15 protein-coding genes and 1 tRNA gene are annotated in these 19,274 nt (G+C 69.0%); 9 read left to right on the top strand and 7 right to left on the bottom strand.

Translation table 11 applies throughout. From position 1 onward, the window contains the following. The first annotated feature begins 4 nt into the window (after positions 1 to 4). The 5 genes from ybgF (at position 5) to GGR66_RS01355 (ending at position 3,176) form a co-directional block, all read left to right on the top strand. Entirely contained in the window at positions 5 to 832 is an 828-nt protein-coding gene (gene ybgF, locus GGR66_RS01375; protein ID WP_184446953.1) for a tol-pal system protein YbgF, read from the top strand. 46 nt (positions 833 to 878) lie between these two features. After that, entirely contained in the window at positions 879 to 1,556 is a 678-nt protein-coding gene (gene queE, locus GGR66_RS01370; protein ID WP_184446952.1) for a 7-carboxy-7-deazaguanine synthase QueE, read from the top strand. A 113-nt stretch (positions 1,557 to 1,669) separates the two neighbouring features. Beyond that, positions 1,670 to 2,335, top strand: coding sequence for a 7-cyano-7-deazaguanine synthase QueC (queC, locus tag GGR66_RS01365; RefSeq protein ID WP_184446951.1), 666 nt, complete (start codon positions 1,670 to 1,672; stop codon positions 2,333 to 2,335). Positions 2,336 to 2,399: 64 nt separating this feature from the next. Continuing rightward, positions 2,400 to 2,475 (top strand) — tRNA-Lys (locus GGR66_RS01360). Positions 2,476 to 2,795: 320 nt separating this feature from the next. After that, entirely contained in the window at positions 2,796 to 3,176 is a 381-nt protein-coding gene (locus GGR66_RS01355; RefSeq protein ID WP_184446950.1) for a hypothetical protein, read from the top strand. A 233-nt stretch (positions 3,177 to 3,409) separates the two neighbouring features. Here the strand turns inward: GGR66_RS01355 and GGR66_RS01350 are convergent, their stop codons facing one another. Continuing rightward, positions 3,410 to 4,027, bottom strand: coding sequence for a LysE/ArgO family amino acid transporter (locus GGR66_RS01350; protein WP_184446949.1), 618 nt, complete (start codon positions 4,025 to 4,027; stop codon positions 3,410 to 3,412). A gap of 104 nt (positions 4,028 to 4,131) precedes the next feature. Between GGR66_RS01350 and GGR66_RS01345 the strand changes: the two genes are divergently transcribed. Beyond that, the gene (locus GGR66_RS01345; protein ID WP_184446948.1) at positions 4,132 to 5,040 is read left to right on the top strand and encodes a LysR family transcriptional regulator ArgP; all 909 of its coding nucleotides are present in this window, start codon (positions 4,132 to 4,134) and stop codon (positions 5,038 to 5,040) included. Positions 5,041 to 5,339: 299 nt separating this feature from the next. Here GGR66_RS01345 and GGR66_RS01340 read toward each other — a convergent pair whose 3' ends face one another. The 4 genes from GGR66_RS01340 to GGR66_RS01325 all read right to left on the bottom strand — a co-directional run bounded on the left by GGR66_RS01340 (position 5,340) and on the right by GGR66_RS01325 (position 9,837). After that, entirely contained in the window at positions 5,340 to 5,966 is a 627-nt protein-coding gene (locus tag GGR66_RS01340; protein ID WP_184446947.1) for a TetR/AcrR family transcriptional regulator, read from the bottom strand. A 434-nt stretch (positions 5,967 to 6,400) separates the two neighbouring features. Continuing rightward, positions 6,401 to 6,895 (bottom strand): hypothetical protein, encoded by a 495-nt coding sequence (locus GGR66_RS01335; RefSeq protein ID WP_184446946.1) that lies wholly within the window; start codon positions 6,893 to 6,895, stop codon positions 6,401 to 6,403. A 154-nt stretch (positions 6,896 to 7,049) separates the two neighbouring features. Continuing rightward, complete coding sequence (gene recQ, locus GGR66_RS01330) at positions 7,050 to 8,858, bottom strand: DNA helicase RecQ (RefSeq protein WP_184446945.1); 1,809 nt, start codon at positions 8,856 to 8,858, stop codon at positions 7,050 to 7,052. 412 nt (positions 8,859 to 9,270) lie between these two features. Continuing rightward, a complete protein-coding gene (locus GGR66_RS01325) occupies positions 9,271 to 9,837 on the bottom strand; it encodes a Dps family protein (RefSeq protein WP_160969804.1) in 567 nt (188 codons plus the stop codon). Between the two features lie 92 nt (positions 9,838 to 9,929). Here GGR66_RS01325 and hrpA point away from each other — a divergent pair, with 92 nt between their 5' ends. Further along, positions 9,930 to 14,120 (top strand): ATP-dependent RNA helicase HrpA, encoded by a 4,191-nt coding sequence (hrpA, locus tag GGR66_RS01320; protein WP_184446944.1) that lies wholly within the window; start codon positions 9,930 to 9,932, stop codon positions 14,118 to 14,120. A gap of 702 nt (positions 14,121 to 14,822) precedes the next feature. Here the strand turns inward: hrpA and GGR66_RS01315 are convergent. Together GGR66_RS01315 and GGR66_RS01310 are read right to left on the bottom strand one after the other, a co-directional pair. Continuing rightward, positions 14,823 to 16,598, bottom strand: coding sequence for a chloride channel protein (locus GGR66_RS01315; RefSeq protein WP_184446943.1), 1,776 nt, complete (start codon positions 16,596 to 16,598; stop codon positions 14,823 to 14,825). An 11-nt stretch (positions 16,599 to 16,609) separates the two neighbouring features. Beyond that, complete coding sequence (locus GGR66_RS01310) at positions 16,610 to 17,122, bottom strand: hypothetical protein (RefSeq protein ID WP_184446942.1); 513 nt, start codon at positions 17,120 to 17,122, stop codon at positions 16,610 to 16,612. Positions 17,123 to 17,401: 279 nt separating this feature from the next. Here GGR66_RS01310 and GGR66_RS01305 point away from each other — a divergent pair, with 279 nt between their 5' ends. Continuing rightward, positions 17,402 to 18,463 (top strand): histidine kinase, encoded by a 1,062-nt coding sequence (locus GGR66_RS01305; RefSeq protein ID WP_184446941.1) that lies wholly within the window; start codon positions 17,402 to 17,404, stop codon positions 18,461 to 18,463. Then, positions 18,460 to 19,200, top strand: a complete 741-nt coding sequence (locus GGR66_RS01300; RefSeq protein WP_184446940.1) for a LytTR family DNA-binding domain-containing protein — start codon at positions 18,460 to 18,462, stop codon at positions 19,198 to 19,200. Before GGR66_RS01305 ends, GGR66_RS01300 begins: the two co-directional genes overlap by 4 nt. The last annotated feature ends 74 nt before the right edge of the window (positions 19,201 to 19,274 follow it).

Below are 19,274 nucleotides of genomic sequence, written 5' to 3'. Positions count from 1 at the left end.
GAAGATGCGTATCGGTGTCCTTACATCGATGATCGTCGCGGCGGCCCTCGTGGCCGTCGCGCCGGCTCATGCGCAGCGCGCGAGCCTGGCCGACCGCGTTTCCGCGCTCGAGCAGCAGGCCATGAATTCCCAGGCCAACACCGACATCCTGAACCAGCTCAACCAGCTGCGGACGCAGATGCAGTCGATGGAGGCCACGATCGAACAACTGCAGCACAACAACGACCAGCTCAAGCAGCAGATCAAGGACCAGTATCTGGACCTGGATGGCCGCGTGGGCCGGCTCGAAAGTGGTGCAGGGGCAGGGGCGCCGCCGCCGTTGCCGCCGGCCAATGGCGCAGCACCGGCTGCCGCACCGGCCGCGCCTGCGGGCAAGCCGGCCGCCGCCGCCGAGCCGCCGCCGTCGGTGCACGGCGACGCCGGCACCCTGGCGGCCGCCGGCGACGAGCGGGCGGCCTACAACGTCGCCTTCGATGCGTTGAAGGCCGGCAAGTACGCCGACTCGGCAAACCTGTTCCAGAGCTTCCTGCAGGCCTACCCGAACGGCGTGTATGCGCCGAACGCGCTGTACTGGCTCGGCGAGAGCTATTACGCCACCAAGAACTTCCAGTTGGCCGAGGCCCAGTTCCAGGACCTGATCGGCCGCTACCCGACCCACGACAAGGCGCCGGGCGCCCTGCTAAAGCTGGGCCTGTCCCAGTACGGCGAAGGCCGTGTCCAGGACGCCGAGCAGACCCTGCAACAGGTCGGCGCGAAGTATCCTGGGTCCGATGCCGCGCGGACCGCGCAGGACCGTCTGCAGTCGATCCGTATCGGCCAGCAGTTGCGCTGAGCCCCTTACGCTGCCGCCGCTGTCGCGGGAGCACTCTTCTCCCGCCATGGCCGCCGTTCCCAGCGATATCGTCCAAAGCCCGCTGCCCCGCCTGAAGCTGACGGAGATCTTCCTGTCGCTGCAGGGCGAGGCCGAGAGCGCCGGCTGGCCCACCGTGTTCGTGCGCCTGACCGGCTGCCCCCTGCGCTGCAGCTACTGCGACACTGCCTATGCCTTCCACGGCGGGCAATGGTGGGACATCGACGCGATCCTCGAAGAGGTGGCGCGCCACGGCGTGCGCCACGTCTGCGTGACCGGCGGCGAGCCGCTGGCGCAGAAGCGCTGCCTGCAGCTGCTGCAGCGCCTGTGCGACGCCGGCTACGACGTGTCGCTGGAGACCTCCGGCGCGCTGGACATCGCCGAGGTCGACCCGCGCGTGTCGCGTGTCGTCGACATCAAGACCCCGGCGTCGCAGGAAGCGCATCGCAACCGCTGGGAGAACCTGCCGTTGCTGACGGCGCGCGACCAGATCAAGTTCGTGCTGTGCGGTCGCGCCGACTACGACTGGGCGCGCGGCGTGGTCGCCGAACATCGGCTCGATTCGCGCTGCACCGTCTGGTTCTCGCCGAGCAAGAGCGAACTGACCGCGCGCGACCTGGCCGACTGGATCGTCGCCGACCGCCTGCCGGTGCGGTTCCAGATGCAGTTGCACAAGCTGCTGTGGAACGACGAGCCGGGCCGTTGAGAAGCCGGGATTGGGGATCGGGGATTCGGGATTCGTAGAAGCCCTCCCGGTCACCTGTCACGTGCTGTAGCTTTGCGAATCCCCAATCCCCAATCTCCAATCCCGGCCTCCCAATGAAAAATGCCGTTGTCCTGCTGTCCGGTGGCATGGACTCCGCCGTCGTCGTCGCCATCGCCCGTGCGCAGGGGTTCGCCGTGCATGCCCTGAGCGTGCGCTACGGTCAGCGCCATACGTCCGAACTGGATGCGGCCGCGCGTGTCGCCACGGCGCTCGGCGCGGTGGCGCACAAGACCGTCAACGTCGACCTGCGCAGCATTGGCGGCTCCGCGCTGACCGACGACATCGAGGTGCCGGACGCTGGTGGCGACGGCATCCCGGTCACCTACGTGCCGGCGCGCAACACCATCATGCTGTCGGTGGCGCTGGGCTGGGCCGAGGTGCTGGGCGCGGCCGACATCTTCTGCGGGGTCAACGCAGTGGACTACTCCGGTTATCCCGACTGCCGCCCCGAGTTCATCGAGGCATTCCAGACCCTGGCCAACCTGGCGACCAAGGCCGGGGTGGAGGGCGCCGGACTACGCGTGCATGCGCCGTTGCAGCACATGAGCAAGGCCGACATCGTGCGCGAGGGCGTGCGCCTGGGCGTGGATTTCGGCCTGACCGTGTCGTGCTACCGCGCCGACGACGCCGGCCGTGCCTGCGGCCACTGCGACGCCTGCCGCCTGCGCGCGGCCGGCTTCGCCGATGCCGGCGTCGCCGACCCGACCCGCTACGCCTGATTTCGCGAAACGCCCCGCCCTGGGGTAGACTACGCGCCCCGGTGCAACGCCGGGGTCTTGTTTTGGGCCGTTAGCTCAGTCGGTAGAGCAGAAGACTTTTAATCTTTTGGTCGATGGTTCGAATCCATCACGGCCCACCACTCCTCTCAGCGGGTTAGGCGTCGCCTTTGGCGGTTTTTTCGCCAACTCCTGAAAACACTTCTGAAAACGATGGCAGTTTCGCTGGTTCCACGCTCGGCATCGCGTGTTCGTCGCGTTGCGGCATCGACTTGGTTTTGGGCCTCCTGGGCCCTCGTCCTCCGAACCCATGGTGGCTTTGATGCGTCGGGGCCGTGCGCCGCAACGCGATGACCAGCGGCGATGACGCCGTCCTTGGCCGCACTTGGCGAAGCGCTTTTGCAGAAGCTGCCGACGCCATACGCATGTCCCCGCATCTGAACGCTGCGATGAAGCTGCTACCATGGGTTTTGTCTACAGGGGACTTGCTATGCGATCGAAGGCCGTTGTTTTCACCGCCCTCCTGGCGGTTTTTTCCGTGTCCGTCCATGCCGCCCAATCTGACCGCTATATGGTCGTGCGCAAACAACTCACGATTGCCAGCATGCCGGACGACGACATGCGCCCACAGATCGTCGGGACCGTCGTTGACGTCGGCGCGGGAAGCACCACCCTGAAAGGTGGCGCTCGCGTCCCTGCGACGGGTGCCAAGCTCGGCGACCTAGCGCGCTTCGTCTGTGCTTCGATCGACACGGGCAACCCGCCGGTCTCGACCAACTGCGAACTGGTCAGCTCCCAGGCACCAGACAAGAAGGCGCGCGACTACAACAACTTCTGGGACTGACCCGGCGGCGCGGCACGCGCCACCCTCATCACCTTCCGAACCCCGGCCACGCGCCGGGGTTTTTGTTGCGCGCTTCTCATCTGCGCGCAGGCGGACAGCGGAGAGCATGCAACCACGCCATCATCGGTCGGTATGAGCGTTTTGAATCGGGGGAGCAATCCAGGGTAGGGCAGGCACGGCCTCGGACGTCGGCGTGGACGCCATCGTATCGACCGCCGACGCCTCCCGGTCGCTCACCCCAAAGGCTGCAGCAGCAACGAGACGCACAGCCCCAGCATGAACAGTGCGACTGCCGCATCCAGCAGCCGCCATGCAGCGGGTTTGCGGAACACCGGCTGCAGTAGCCGCGCGCCATAGCCCAGGCTGCAGAACCAGGTCACGCTGGCCAGGCAGGCGCCAAGGGCGAACGCCCAGCGCAAGTGTCCTGGATAGCGGGTGGAGAGGCTGCCCAGCAGCACCATGGTGTCCAGGTAGACATGTGGATTGAGGAAGGTGAAGGCCAGGCAGGTCAGCAGGACGCGCTGCCAACTCCGCTGATCCTGGCCTTGCGCCAGCAGGCCGCTGCTGCCGCGCCAGGCACGGCGCGCCGCCAGTAGCGCGTACGCGCCGAGGAAGGTGGCGCCGCCGAAGCGCAATGCCTGCAGCATGCCCGGCCAGGCATCCACCACGGCCCCGATGCCGGATACGCCGAGGACGATCAGCGCAATGTCGCTGGCGGCGCAGACGGCTACGACCAGGCCGACATGCCGACGCTGCAGCCCCTGGCGCAGCACGAAGGCATTCTGCGCGCCGATCGCGACGATCAGGCCGGCGCCGGCGACGAGGCCGGCCAACAGTGCGTGCAGCCACATGCGCGATGTCCTGGTAGTTGGGGCGAGCATGCTGCACGCCACACAATGATTAGCCAAACTCATTTTTCTGTAGGCTGTGAAGAATCTCTAATCTGATCGCTGCCATGGACCTGCTCCACCCCCAGCTGTCCGCCTTCGCCGCCGTGTTGGAAGAGGGGAGTTTCGAGGCCGCCGCGCGTCGCTTGGCGCTGACCCCGTCGGCGGTGTCGCAGCGGATCAAGGCGCTGGAGGACCGGCTCGGCCAGGTGCTGATCGTGCGCCTGGCTCCATGCCGGCCCACGCCCGCCGGCGAGCGCCTGTTGCGTAGCGTGCGACCGATGCAGGTCTTGGAGACCGAGGCAGTGGCCGACCTGCTGCCCGCGCCCGCCGGCAGCGCCACCGCGCGCAGCATCGCGATCGCGGTCAACGACGACTCGCTGCAGACCTGGTTCCTGGACGCGCTGGCGGCCCTGCACGACGCGCACGGGTTCCTGTTCGACATCCGCGTGGATGACCAGGACCACACGCTGGAGCTGCTGCGCAGTGGCGCGGTGCTCGGTGCCGTTACTTCCGTCGGTCAGGCCTTGCAGGGCTGCAATGTGCTGCCGCTGGGCGCGATGCGCTACCGCGCGATCGCCTCGCCGGCCTTTTTCGATCGCTATTTCGCCGACGGCCTGGATGCGGCGGCGCTGGCCCGCGCCCCGATGATCGTCTACAACCGCAAGGACGCGCTGCAGGCGCGCTTCGTGCGCCGCATCACCCGCTCGCGGCTGAGCCCGCCGATCCACTACCTGCCAACCTCCGTCGGTTTCGTCGAAGCGGCCGCGCGTGGGCTGGGCTGGTGCCTGGCGCCGGAACAGATGCTTGCGGCCGCCTTGCGCCAACGGCAGATCGTCGTCGTCGACCCGCAGCGCTGGCTCGACGTGCCGCTGTACTGGCAGCATGTCGCGGTCCGTTCCAGGACCCTGCAACAGATCGGCCAGGCCATACGCAGTGCGGCGCAGCGCATGCATGGGCGTCTGCGGCCGGTCTGATCGGTTCTGCGCAATGCCGTGCGGCGGTGACGCGGGTTGAGCGCTTACGCGGTTGCGTTCTGGGATCGCGGAGATCGGGGATCGGATGCCGCGCTGTGGATCAACCGACATGCTTCGTTGACCGCTTATCGCGTCCTGGCAGCTCACCCACTTCGCCGACCACGCGTGCATCGGCGGCGGTCGACCATGCGCGGTACACGCAATCAACCCGAACGTCGCGCTGGCTTGGCACGCGGGTGGTTCATCGAGTCCCGCGCCGTAGGCGCCAGAGGCTCGAGTGTCGAGTGGACCCGACCGCGCTATCCGCGCGCGGTACTGAAGATCCCGGCCAGGCTTTCGCTGAGGATCAGCTGCAGGTGCATGCGGTTGAGCTCCACGCCGGTGGTCATCATCATGTGCAGGCCGCCGCACATCGCCGCGACCGCGTAGACGCGGGCCTGGAACTCCGCTTCGCTGCCGCTCCAGCCATGGTCGCGCAGCATGCGCCGCAGCAGGTCGCCCAGGTTCTGCACCAGGGACACGTTGAGCCGGCGCGCGTACTGCGCCAGTTCGGGATCGCGCGCGGCGGCCAGGTCCATTTCCAGGTCCAGGCGGCGGCGCCGCTGGTTGGCGTCGGTCACCAGCCAGTCTTCGAGGGCACCGGCGATGAAGGCGGTCGCGTCCTGGTGCGGCGGCGGTTGCAGCAGCCACATCGTGCGGATCGCGCGCTCGTAGCCGCGTTCCATCAACGCCTGGACCAGGCTGCGCTTGTCGTCGAATTGCCGTCGCACCGCGCTGCACGAAACGTCGGCACTACCGGCGATCAGTTCGAAGGTGGTGGCGCCGAGGCCGTTCTCGACGATGCAGCGCTCGGCCGCATCGAGGACGTCATCGTGCAGGCGCTGCTCGCGTTCGCGGGCGCTGTGCAGCCGGACTACGTTGGACATGGCGTGAGCTCGGGGGGAAGCGGTGCCAATGAAGGGGGACATCTGCCCGGAGCCCGCCGCCGAGGCGCACGCTGTTGCATGTGGCCATCGCGCGCGGAACGCCGGTGCAGCGCGATTGTAGACGCGATGCGGCGTGGTCGCGCGTGCGGCGGCAAGTCGGTCGATCCCGTAGCCATGAGCGTGACCACCGGCACGCTTGTACGACTGCGCACGTCGCGCCTGCAATGAGAGCGGCAGGCATTGCGGCACGATCGGGCGCGTCGACTTGCGAAACAGCGTAGGCAGGGACGTGGCGGGATGCAGCGCTGCCGGCAACACATAAGGAGCTGCCGGGTGTGAAGACTGCGGACGGAACAGGAAAACGCACTGCCCGAAGCTTCAGGCAACGTTCGCACTCGCGTGGTGACGCGGTATCGCGCTGCGGTTGGCCGCGCTTACCAGCCGAACGGCGGCGGGCCGTAGGCGCCGGGGTAGTAGCCGCGGCCGAATACCGGGCCATCGCCGCGGCCGACGCTGATGCTGATGCCCATCTGCCGTGGCTTGCCGTCGTCGGTGTAGGAGGTCTTGCACAGGTTCAGATTGGCGGCCTGGTAGTTGCTGTTGCCGCCATGCGTGGAATAACCGATGCCGGTGGCGACGCTGCCGTGCACGTCGCCGTTGCAGCGGTCGGCCTGCGCCTGCAGGGCCTGGGCGCGCGCCTGCGCTGCCGCGGCCTTCTGTGCCGAGGCCGAGGTGCCGCTGGTATCGCCGTAGTAGGCGCCCGGCGGATCGGCCTTGGTGCCGGGATCGGCATAGGTGATCGGCTGCTGCGGCACGCTGAGGTCGAGCTTGCGCTTGGCCGCCTCGCTGTCGCTGGTGGCATCGGCGGTCTGGGCCAGGGCCGGGCCGGCAAGCAGGGTGCAGGCGAGGAGAAGGAGGCTGCGGTTCATCGGGCATCTGCCAGAAGAGAGGGGCCGGGCGGGGCCGGTTGCACGCTCCGCCATGACGCTGACGCTATCAATACCACGTTGAACCCGGCCTGTCGGCGCCGCGGGCGCTCTGCGCAGGGTCGACGGCCGGCGATGCAGGCGCCGGTGCCGCGCCTCAGCCCTGCGCGTGCACCACGTCGAGCAACTGCTGGCCATAGCGGGCCAGCTTGCTGCCGCCGATGCCGCCGACCCGCGCCAGTTCGTCCAGGCTGGTCGGGCGCTGCTCGGCGATGTTGCGCAGGGTGCTGTCGTGGAAGATCACGAAGGCCGGCACGTTCTGCTCCTTGGCCAGGCCGGCGCGCAGGTCGCGCAAGGCGTTGAACAGCGGCAGGTCCTGCGCCTGCACCGGCACGCCGGTACGTGGACTGCCGCTGCGGTCGCCGCGCTCGCGGCCGCGGCTGGGCAGTTCGCGGCGCATCATGATCTTGCGTTCGCCCTTGAGCACCTGGCGGCTGGCGTCGGTGAGGCGCAGGCCGCCGTAGGCGTCGCTGTCCACCTCCAGCAGGCCGGTGGCGACCAGTTGCCGGAACACGCCGCGCCAGGCGCGCGCGTCCAGGTCCTTGCCGATGCCATAGGTGCTGAGCTGATCGTGGCCGAACTGCTTGATCTTCTCGCCCTCGTTGCCGCGCAGGATGTCGATCAGGTGGCCAACGCCGAACCGCTGGCCACTGCGGTACACGCAGCTCAGCGCCTTCTGCACCGCCACGGTGGCGTCCCAGGCGTCGGCCGGCTGCAGGCAGTTGTCGCAGTTGCCGCAGGGCTGCGGATAGGTCTCGCCGAAGCCGGCCAACAGCACCTGGCGGCGGCACTGCATCGATTCGCAGTAGCCCAGCAACTGGTCGAGCTTGCGCCGTTCCACGCGCTTGCGCTCTTCGCCGGCCTCGCCCTGCTCGATCATCTGCTTGAGCAGCACCACGTCGCCCAGCCCGTAGCACAGCCAGGCCTCGGCCGCCTCGCCGTCGCGGCCGGCGCGGCCGGTCTCCTGGTAGTAACCCTCCAGCGACTTGGGCAGGTCGGTGTGGGCGACAAAACGCACGTCGGGCTTGTCGATGCCCATGCCGAAGGCGATCGTGGCGCACATCACGATGCCGTCCTCGCGCAGGAAGCGGCGCTGGTTGTCGGCGCGCACCTCGGCCGGCAGGCCGGCGTGGTAGGGCAGGGCGTTCAGGCCTTCGCGGGCCAGGAATTCGGCGGTCTCCTCGACCTTGCGCCGCGACATGCAGTAGACGATGCCGGCGCTGCCACGGTGTGTGCGCAGGAAGTCCAGCAACTGGCGCCGCGCGTTGTCCTTCTGCACCACGGTGTAGCGGATGTTGGGGCGGTCGAAGGAACTGACGAAGTGGCGGGCCTGCGCCAGGTCCAGGCGCTCGGCGATCTCGCGCTGGGTCGGCGGGTCGGCCGTGGCGGTGAGGGCGATGCGCGGGGTCTGCGGCCAGCGCTCGTGCAGCACGGTGAGTTGGCGGTACTCGGGGCGGAAGTCGTGGCCCCATTGCGATACGCAGTGCGCCTCGTCGATCGCGAACAGGGCGATGCGGCTGCGCTCGATCAGCGACAGGAAGCGCGGGGTCAGCAGCCGTTCCGGGGCGACGTACAGCAGGTCCAGTTCGCCGGCCAGCAGGGCGCGCTCGACCCGCTGCGCGGTCTCGCCGTCCAGGGTGGAGTTGAGGTACTCGGCGCGCACGCCGAGCTGGCGCAGCGCCTCGACCTGGTCCTGCATCAGTGCGATCAGTGGCGAGATCACGATACCGGTGCCGTCGCGCAGCAGCGACGGGATCTGGTAGCACAGCGACTTGCCGCCGCCGGTGGGCATCAGCACCAGCGCGTCGTGGCCGGCAGCGACGTGTTCGACGATGTCCTGTTGCGGGCCGCGAAACTGGTCGTAGCCGAAGACGCGGCTGAGCAAGGCGTGGGCGGGGGAAGACATCCGTCTAGGATACCTTGCCGCGCAAGGGCGGTTGGCTTCCGGATTTGCGCAAGAGCGCGTCAGGCGAATGCGCGCTTTTCTGTAGGAATCGACAGTTGCCTGAGGCCATGACGAATGAAGCCTGCCTGGCCCGCGCTAGGAAGGCGTCGGGACTGAAGTCCTTCCCACAGTGCACCCAGCTAGCGCCCTGCAGGTTCCGGTTGGAGCGGCGCTTGGCTCCTTTGGGGATCGGCCGCGACGGGGCCTGGTCACGCGCGCCGGTCGCGGCTGAAGCCGCTCCTACAAGGGGGTCAGGCGTGACGAGGCAGCGATCGGCATGCATTGGCGCCCAATCCGGGCGACGGAGCGAGCGCAGCGTCGCCTGGGCCCAGCTCGGCGTGCCCTGCCTGCCGAGCAGGCAGGGCGATACCCCTTACTGCAGCAGCGAGCGCAGCATCCAGGCGTACTTCTCGTGGGTCTGCAGGCGCTGGGTCAGCATGTCCACCGACGGGTCGTCGCCGGCGTCGTCGGCGGTCTTGAGCACCTTGCGCGCGGTGCGGCACACCGCCTCGTTGCCGACCACCAACTGGCGCACCATCTCGCGCCAGTCGGCGCTGTCGCTGAGGCCTTCCTCTTCCGGGATCGAGGTCAGCGCGGCGTACTCCTTGTATGACCCCGGGGCGTTGAAGCCCAGGGCGCGGATGCGCTCGGCGACGTCGTCCAGCGCCGCCCACTGCTCGGTGTACTGGGTCTCGAACATCAGGTGCAGCGAGTTGAACATCGACCCGGTCACGTTCCAGTGGAAGTTGTGGGTCTTCAGGTACAGGGTGAAGGCGTCGGCCATGTAGTGCGACAGGCCGTCGGCGATCTTCTTGCGATCGCCGCCGCCGATCCCGATATCGATATTGGGCGCGGACGGCGCCAGCCCGGCCAGCGGCTGGCCGGCGAGGGCCTTGCTGGCGGAGTTCTTGGTCTTGCCGGGGGTCTTGCTCTTGGCCATTGGAGTTCCTCCTGGGGGTTACGGACGAGATGGCGTCACAATAGACAGACTAAAGCATGTGCTGTGATTCAACGTTCAATGGCATCCGATTGATGAACGCTATCGAAAAACCTTCCGTGCCGGCACGCCTGCGCGAACGCCGCGCCGCGATCGACGGCGCGCTGACCCGCGACCGCGGCCGCTTGCTGGGCCTATGGTCGCGCTGGCAGGCCGCGCCCGGCAATGCCGCGCTGGAAACGGCGTTCGAGCAGGCGCTGCAGACGTCGCAGGCGCGCTGTGTCGCGCGCGCGGCGCAACATCCGGCGATCACCCTCGACCCGCAGTTGCCGATCGCGCGCGAGGCCGAGCGCATCGTCGCGCTGATCCGCGAGCACCAGGTGGTGGTGATCGCCGGCGAGACCGGCTCGGGCAAGACCACGCAGTTGCCGAAGCTGTGCCTGGCCGCCGGTCGCGGCGCCGCTGGCATGATCGGCTGCACCCAGCCGCGGCGCATCGCCGCGCGTGCGGTGGCCAGCCGCGTGGCCGAGGAGCTGCGCACGCCGGTGGGCGAGACGGTGGGCTTCCAGGTGCGCTTCAACGACCGGGTTGGCGAGCAGACCCGGATCAAGTTCATGACCGACGGCATCCTGCTGGCCGAGATCGCCAGCGACCGCTGGCTGTCCAGCTACGACACGATCATCGTCGACGAGGCGCACGAACGCAGCCTCAACATCGATTTCCTGCTCGGCTATCTGAAGCAGTTGCTGCACAAGCGCCCGGACCTGAAGGTCATCGTGACCTCGGCGACGATCGACACTGCGCGCTTCGCCGCGCATTTCGACGATGCGCCGGTGATCAGCGTGGAAGGCCGCACCTATCCGGTGGAGGTGCGTTACCGGCCGCTTGAGGAGCCGGGATTGGGGAGTGGGGATCTGGGATTGGAAGAAGCGCGCGAGCCCCAACGTTCGCCGCGAACCGCCTCAGCGAATCCCGAATCCCGAATCCCCACTCCCGGCCTCACCGTCAACGACGCGATCGTGGCGGCGGTGGACGAGATCACCCGGCTGGATCCGCGCGGCGACGTGCTGGTGTTCCTGCCCGGCGAGCGCGAGATCCGCGATGCGCACCATGCGCTGGAACGGCGCAAGTACCGCGAGACCGAGGTGCTGCCGCTGTACGCGCGTCTCTCCAACGCCGACCAGGACCGGGTGTTCAACCCCGGCCCGCGGCGGCGCCTGGTGCTGGCCACCAACGTCGCCGAAACCTCGCTGACGGTGCCGCGAATCCGCTACGTGATCGACCCAGGCTATGCGCGGGTCAAGCGCTACAGCCCGCGGCAGAAGCTCGACCGGCTGCACATCGAACCGATCTCGCAGGCCAGCGCCAACCAGCGCAAGGGCCGCTGCGGCCGCATCGCCGAGGGCATCTGCTACCGGTTGTATGCCGAGGCGGATTTCCAGGCGCGGCCGGCGTTCACCGATCCGGAAATCCGCCGCTCCAGCCTGGCCGGGGTGATCCTGCGCATGCTGCAGCTGGGGCTGGGCCGGATCGAGGATTTCCCGTTCCTGGAGCCGCCGGACGAGCGCGCGGTGGCCGATGGCTGGCAGCAGCTGGTGGAACTGGGGGCGGTCGGCGAGCCGGACCGGCATGGCCTGCGCAAGCTCACCGAGATCGGCCGCAAGATGGCGCGGCTGCCGGTGGACGTGAAGCTGGCGCGGATGCTGGTGGCGGCGCAGCAGCATGGCTGCCTGCGGCCGATGCTGGTGATCGCCGCGTTCCTGGGCATCCAGGACCCGCGCGAGCGCCCGCCCGAGGCACGCGAGGCCGCCGACAACGCGCACGCCAAGTTCGCCGATGCGCGCTCGGAGTTCGTCGGCATCCTGCGCCTGTGGGACGGCTACCGGCAGGCGCACGAGGACCTGACCCAATCCAAGCTGCGCGACTGGTGCGGGCGGCATTTCCTCGGCTTCCTGCGCATGCGCGAGTGGCGCGAACTGCACCGCCAGTTGCATCTGCTGTGCGCGGAGCTGGGCTGGACCGAGGAACCGGCGGCGGCCTCGCTGCAACCGTTGCTGGCCGGCGCCGCCGCGCCGGCGCCGGCGCGCGATGCCGAGACCGCGGCGCGCGCCACCCGCGGGCAATTGCACCGTGCCGCGCGTCTGGCCCGCGAAGGGCGCGGCGCGCCGACCACGCCCGTGTCGGCGGCGGCCCCGACTCCAGCGCCGGCGCCCGCCGATGCGGGCGAGGCGCCGCGTGCCAGCGAACGCGAGCGCGCCGCGGCCTACCAGGCGTTGCACCGCGCCTTGCTGGCCGGGCTGCCGACCCAGGTCGGCCATCGCACCGAAAAGGGCGATTTCCTGGCGCCGCGGCAGCGCCGTTTCCTGCTGTTCCCCGGTTCGGCGCTTGCCCGCAAACCGCCGCCGTGGGTGCTGCCGGCGACATTGCTGGATACGCAGAAGGTGTGGGGCCTGACCAACGCCGCGATCGAGCCGGATTGGGTGATCGCCGAGCTGCCGCACCTGCTGGCGCGCAAGCATTTCGATCCGCACTGGTCGCGCGCGCAGGGGCAGGTGCTGGCCTCCGAGCAGATCAGCCTGTTCGGGCTGGTGCTGGCGCCGAAGAAGCCGGTGCATTACGGCCGCATCGATCCGTCCGGCGCGCACGAGCTGTTCGTGCGGCAGGGCCTGGTACCGGGCGAGATCAACACCCGCGCCAGCTTCGTTGCCGACAACCAGAAGGTGTTGGCGCAGGCGCACGAGGAAGAGGCCAAGCTGCGCCGTGCCGGCATCGTCGCCGACGAGGACTGGCAGGCGCGCTGGTACCTGGACCGGATTCCCGGCGAGATCCACTCCGCCTCCGGCCTGGACGCCTGGTGGAAGGCGCTGGCGCCGGAGCAGCGGCGCACGCTGCACTGGTCGCTCGCTGACCTGCTGCCAGGCGAGGGCAGCGAGGCCGAGCGTTATCCCAAGTACTTCCCGCTGGGCGATGCGCGGCTGCCGCTGCACTACCGGTTCGAACCGGGCGCGGCCGACGACGGCGTGACCCTGGAGGTGCCGGTGCATCTGCTCAACGCGCTGGATCCGACGCGGCTGTCGTGGTTGGCGCCGGGCTTCGTCACCGACAAGGCGGCGGCGCTGATCCGCAGCCTGCCCAAGGCGCTGCGGCGCAACTACGTGCCGGCGCCGGACTTCGCCCGTGCGTTCTCCGAGGCGTTCCCGCAGCCCAGCGCCGACGACATCCGCGGCGAGCTGGCGCGCTTCCTGCAGCGCGCCACCGGTGCGCCGCTGAGCGCGCTGGAGTTCGACGAGAGCACGCTGGAGCCGCACCTGCGCATGAACCTGCGCCTGCGCGACGATGCCGGCAAGGTGCTGGCCGAATCGCGCGACCTGGACGCGCTGCGTGCGCGCTTCGGCGAACGCGCCGGGCAAGCCTTCGCCGCGCGGGCCGGCCGCGCCATGGCCGCGACCGGACTGCGCGAGTTCCCGGCGACGCCGATCCCGCTGCAGGTCCCCGGCGAAGCCGGGGTGCCGGCCTATCCGGCCCTGGTGGACGAGGGCGACAGCGCCGCGCTGCGCATCTTCGCCGACCGTGCGCAGGCCGAGGCCGCGCATCCGCGTGGCGTGCGCCGGCTGCTGGAGATCGCCCTGGCCGACAAGGTCAAGCAGGCGCGCAAGCAGTTGCCGGTGTCGCCCAAGACCGGGCTGCTGTATGCGGCGATCGAGTCGCAGGAACGCCTGCGCGGGGATCTGGTGGAGGCGGCCTTGAACGCGCTGCTGGAACAGGGGCTGGAGGCGATCCGCGACGCGGACAGTTTCGCCCAGCGTCGCGATGCCGCCGCCAAGCAGCTGTTCGGCGAGGCGATGGAGCGGCTGAAGCTGGCCGAGGCGATCATGGGCGCGGCGGCCGAGTTGAAGCCGCAGCTGGAATCGCCGCTGATGGGCTGGGCCAGCGGCAACCTCGACGACCTGCGCGCGCAATTGGCGGCGCTGCTGCATGCGGGCTTCCTGCGCGAGACCCCGGCCACCGCGCTGGCGCAGTTCCCGCGCTACCTGCGGGCGATGATCCTGCGCGCCGAACGCGCCAAGCGCGATCCGGCCCGCGACCAGGCGCGCATGCTGGAGCTGAAGCCCTTCGTCGACGCACTGGCCGACGCGGCCGCGGCCGGCCGCAGCGGCGATCCACAGTGGCAGGCGCTGCGTTGGGACCTGGAAGAACTGCGCGTGTCGCTGTTCGCGCAGGAGCTGGGTGCCCGCGCGGGCATTTCGGCCAAGAAGCTGGCGCAGCGGGTGGCTGGACTGCGATGATGACCAGCCGTTCGGCTGTGGAAAGCCGGGATTGGGGATTGGGGATTGGTGGCGGGGTTTCCGCGCTGTTTTCGGGCTGTCCGTGATGACCGCGCTGCCGGCGTTGGCAGCTTTCTTGTGGGAAGGACTGCAGTCCCGATGCTCAGGCGGCGATGCGTCGGGGCTGAAGCCCCTCCCACAAAAGAGATAGGCCGCCTGGGTGTGGTGACGGCCAACCGCCCTGCAACGATTCGTCGTTCTCGCTTCTGCGAATGCAGCAGATCGCCGGGGAGTCGTGCCGATACCGTCGTAGGAGCGGCTTCAGCCGCGATCTTTTTGCGTCAACGCGTCGCGGCTGAAGCCGCTCCTACGGGTCCGTCGCGTGCTGTCGCGTTCAGTGCATCGGTGTCGCTCGTTGTGGGAGGGACTTCAGTCCCGACGCTTCTGGCGGCAATGCGTCGGGACTGAAGTCCCTCCCACAAAAGAAATGCGCCGGGTCGAGTAGCAAGCTACTTGCGCGGCAATGGCGCGTCTTTTTGGTGCCAAGCACCGAGGCGGTCAGTATCTTGCTGCTGCGCTGGTAAGAGCGGCTTCAGCCGCGACGCATTGCACCAACACGGTCGCGGCTGAAGCCGCTCCTACGGGAGGCGGTGGCTGCGTTTCGACACTTCAGCCTGCAGAACTGCCGCGAATCCCCACTCCCAAATCCCCAATCCCCGCCCCTCAGTCATCCACCCGCTCGCCCATCAGCTCGCGCTGGCGCTTGTCCAGTTCCTCGGCGTAGCGCTTGCGCACGAAGCTTTCGCTGAGCACGCCCAGCACCTTGCCCTGGTCGTCGACCACCGCCAGTTCGTCGCTCTGGGTCAGGTCGAACTGGCGCATGGCGGTGACCACGTCGGTGTCGGCGGGCAGGGCCACGTCGCGGTTGCCGGCGTAGTCGACGATGGCCGCGTCGGCGTTGACGCCGTCGGCATAGGCGGCGGCCAGGGTGACCAGGCCGGCGTAGTGGCCGCTCTCGTCCTCCAGCACCACGCGGGTGCCTGAGCCGAGCGGGAAGCGGCGGCGGAACTCGGCCACGCTGGTGGTGGCGGCCAGCGGATGCACGTCCTTCTGCATCATCCGCCCGGCGCTGAGGTGCTTGACCCAGCCCACGTCGCGCGCGCTCCTGATGGTTTCGCCGCGCAGGTGCAGGCGCCAGGTGGAGAACGAGTAGCCGAAGATCTGGCGGACGATGGTGTTGGCCACCAGCACGGCGACCATCACCGCGCTGGCCAGCACGAAATCGTGGGTGCCCTCCAGCACCAGCATCGCCATCGTCATCGGCGCGCCGATCACCGCGGCGGCCATCGCCGCCATGCCGGCCAGCGACGCGGCAGTGCCGTCGACCAGGGCCATGCCGCTGCCGAGATTCAGCACGCCGGCGAACAGCCCGCCGACCAGCGAACCCATGAACAGCGAGGCGAAGAACAGGCCGCCGCGGAAGCCGAAGCCCAGCGAGATGGCCGAGCCCAGGCACTTGAGCAGCAACAGGATGCCCAGCCAGCGCAATGAGGTCGGGCTGGTCAGGTCCAGGTGCAGTGCGCCGTGGCCGGAGGACAGCACCTGCGGGGTGATCAGCGCCAGTGGGATCAGCAGCAGGCCGCCGGCGACTGGGCGCGCCCAGCGCGGCAGCGGGCTGTGGTTGATGGCCTGTTCGATCGCGCCGATCAGGCGCATCACCGCGACCGCCAGCAGGGCGCAGAGCACGCCCAGCAGCGCGTACAGCACGTAGTCGCGCGCCTCCAGCGCCGAGGCCGCCGAGGCCGGCAGCAGGTACGGCTGCACCCCGGCCAGTTGCGACACGAACACCGCGCCCAGCGAGGCCACCGCCACCGGCGCCAGTGCCGACGGCGAGTACGCGCCGATCACGATCTCGAACGCATAGAACGCCCCGGCCAGCGGCGCACCGAAGGCGGCGGCAATGGCCGCGCCGGCACCGGCGCCGACCAGGGTGCGGATGTCGGCACGGCGCAGTCGCAGTACCCGGCCCAGATGCGAGCCGCTGCCGGCGCCCATCTGCGTATACGCCGCTTCCAGGCCGACCGAGGCGCCGACGCCGTTGGAGAACAGGGTCTGCACGGAGACGATCAGATTGTCGCGCATCGACATGCGTCCGCCGTACAGCGCGTTGGCTTCGACGGCGTCGACCAGTTGGCGCTTGCGCGCGCGCGCGGCCATGCCGAGCAGGCCCACCAGCAGCCCGCCCAGCGGCAGCACCAGCAACTGCTGCACGCTCAGGTCCGACATGGCGCTGAGCCGCTCGTCGGCCTCCAGGCCATACAGCCAGGCCTGCGCACCATGCGCCAGGCTGCTCTGCAGCAGGGTCAGCAGGCCGGCGATCACCCCGACCAGCAGCGCCAGGGCGATGAACCACACATCGCTGGCGCGCAGGCGCCGGCGCAGCGCATCGGCGAGGCTGTGCGAGGCGTCGGCCAGGCCCGGCCGCGGACGCAGGTTCACGACACGCGTTCCTATTTGACGCGACGGACTTTGGCGCGGGTGTTGTAGTTGTCGATCTGCATGTACCACACGCCCATGATCCCGGGGGTGATCTTCACCTTGGGCGCGGTGCGGTGCACGCCGGGCAGGCTCGCCGCTTCGGTCTGCTCCCACTCCTGGCCATTGGCCAGTACGTACTTGCGGCCCTTGGCGAAGCCGGAGAACTCGCCAACCAGGGCGCTCTCGATCGGCTCGGCGCTGCCGAAGTCGAAGAAGCCGCGGTTCTTGGTGATCACCTCGCGGCGGCCTTCCTCCTTGGCCTTTTCCAGCGCCACCGCGGTTTCCTTGGCGACCTTGCCCTGCAGCCAGTCGTTCAGCGCGGCCAGTTCCTGCGGCGACAGCTTGTCCAGCCCGGCGGCCTTGAATTCCTGCGGCGACATCTGCGTCTGCAGATCGCCGGAGACGGTGCGCTGGGCGAGCGCCGGGGCGGCGGACACGGCGAGCGCCGCGCACAGGGCCAGGGGAGCGAGACGCGCAAGGGACATGGCGGGGATCCGGGCAGTGGGATGCGCGGTAGTGTAGTCGCAAGCGCGCGGTGTCTGACGCCCGCGGCGGCCAATCGGCCCAGCCCCGGGTCCGTTCGCGTCGCCAGCTGCCGGTCGATGGGTGCCACGGCGCTTGTCCACGCAATCGGCCCTTTCGCCCTGCATATGTCCCGCTCGCCCCACAGGGCACGCCCGCCTGGAACGCGGTGGGTACACTTGCCGATCATGAACCCGCCCTCTTGTCCGCCACGGGCAGGCGCCCTCGCTGCCAGCGGTGCGATGTCCACTCCGAAAGCGCTGACCGGGTTGTGGGTGGCGTTCTGGCTGCTCATGATCGGCGTGTCCGTGCAGGAGCGCCTGAGCAACCCGCAGACCCACTGGTGGGAAGGGGTGCTGTCGGAGGGAAGTTCCGCGGTGGTCGCGACCGGCTGGATCTGGCTCGCCGTGCGCGTGCGCGGACGTTATGCGGCCTATCTGGACCGGCCGCTGATCTGGTTCGGCAGCTACCTGCGCTGGTTGCCGGTGATCGCCGTCACCTTCATCGTGGCGGTGTATGCGCTGCGGCACGGGATCTATGCCGCAATGGGCTTCACCTACGAGCATCCGGGCTGGCGCTCGCTGTTCGTGTACGAGACCACCAAGCTGAGCGTCTTTGTCGGCCTGTGGCTGGGGATTCTGTTCGGGCTCGAGTCCCATGACCAGTGGCAACTACAGCGGAACCGTCTGCTGCAGACGCAGAAGGCGCTGGCCGAGGCACAGCTGGCGCAGCTTCAGGGGCAGCTGCGGCCGCATTTCCTGTTCAACGCGCTCAACACGGTCTCCTCCGTGATGCACAGCGACGTGGAACGCGCCGACCGCCTGCTGGCCGCACTCGGCGACCTGCTGCGCACCAGCCTTGGCACCATCGAGAACGAGATGACGCCGCTGTCCGCGGAACTGCGCACACTCGAGCGCTATGCGGACATCATGCGCGAGAGGTTCCGCGATCGGGTGACGCTGACATGGCAGGTGGACCCCACACTGCTCGATGCCAGTGTCCCTGCGCTCCTGCTGCAGCCCTTACTGGAGAACGCGTTCAAACATGCCGTCGAGCCCACGTTGGTGCCCGTCGCCATTGCGGTCAGTGCGCGACACGCAGGCGGCTCGCTGGAGATCGTGGTCCACAATTCCTGCTCCGCCCTGCCGGCGTCGGCGCCGGGGACGCAGGACGGGGTGGGGTTGCGCACCTGCCGGGCGCGCCTGGGCATCCTCTACGGCGCTGCCGCCTCCTTGATTGTGCGTAACGAAGGCGACGGCGTTGCCGCGCGCGTCTCGATCCCGCTGGCGGAGCCCAGGCGATGATCCGCGCCGTGATCGCCGACGACGAAGCGCCCGCGCGCGAAAAGCTCGAGCGCTGGTTGGCGGAGCAGCCCGGCATCGCGGTGGTCGGATCGGCCGAGGACGGATTGTCCGCGGCCCTGTGCATCAAGCAGCAGCGCCCGCACGTGGCCTTTCTCGACATCCAGATGCCGACGCTGTCTGGGCTGCAGGTCGCGGCGCAGCTCGAGCCGTCGAGCGCGCCGCTGATCGTGTTCGTGACCGCCTTCGATGCGCATGCCGTGAAGGCGTTCGACCTCAATGCGATCGACTACCTGCTCAAGCCTTACGACCGCGACCGGCTCGCGCTGACCGTGCAGCGTGTGCGCGAGCGGCTCAGCGCGCACGAGTCCGGGGCCGCGGCGGTGGCGATGGGACGCGCGCGTACCCCTGCATGCGAGCGCCTGCTGGTGCCCGATGGCGAGCGGCTGCAGCTGATCGATGCGACCTCGATCGAATGGCTGGAGGCAGACGGCAACTACGTGCATGTGCATACCGCCGCGCGCACCTATCTGATGCGCAGGACTCTGCAGGACCTGCTGGCGCAGCTGGGCGAACAGCGCTTCGTCCGCATCCACCGGTCGGCCGCGGCGAACCTCGCCTGCATTGGATCGCTGACGCCGCTGTTCAAGGGCGACTACGACCTCCATCTCCGCAACGGCCGCACCCTGCGGCTCAGCCGGCGCTATCGCGACGCCTTGTTCGCGCGCATGGGCGGGTAGCGTCCGCCTCGCCCCGGCGGGCCTCCTTTCACCCCAAATCCGCTGCTGGCCGGCTGCCGTTCGCTCAGGCTCCC

The organism is Xanthomonas sp. 3498, assembly GCF_014199795.1.
In the GTDB taxonomy this organism is placed as follows: domain Bacteria; phylum Pseudomonadota; class Gammaproteobacteria; order Xanthomonadales; family Xanthomonadaceae; genus Xanthomonas_A; species Xanthomonas_A rydalmerensis.
The sequence above is the reverse complement of the archived record's forward strand: the minus strand, read 5'-3'. Positions and strand labels throughout refer to the sequence as shown.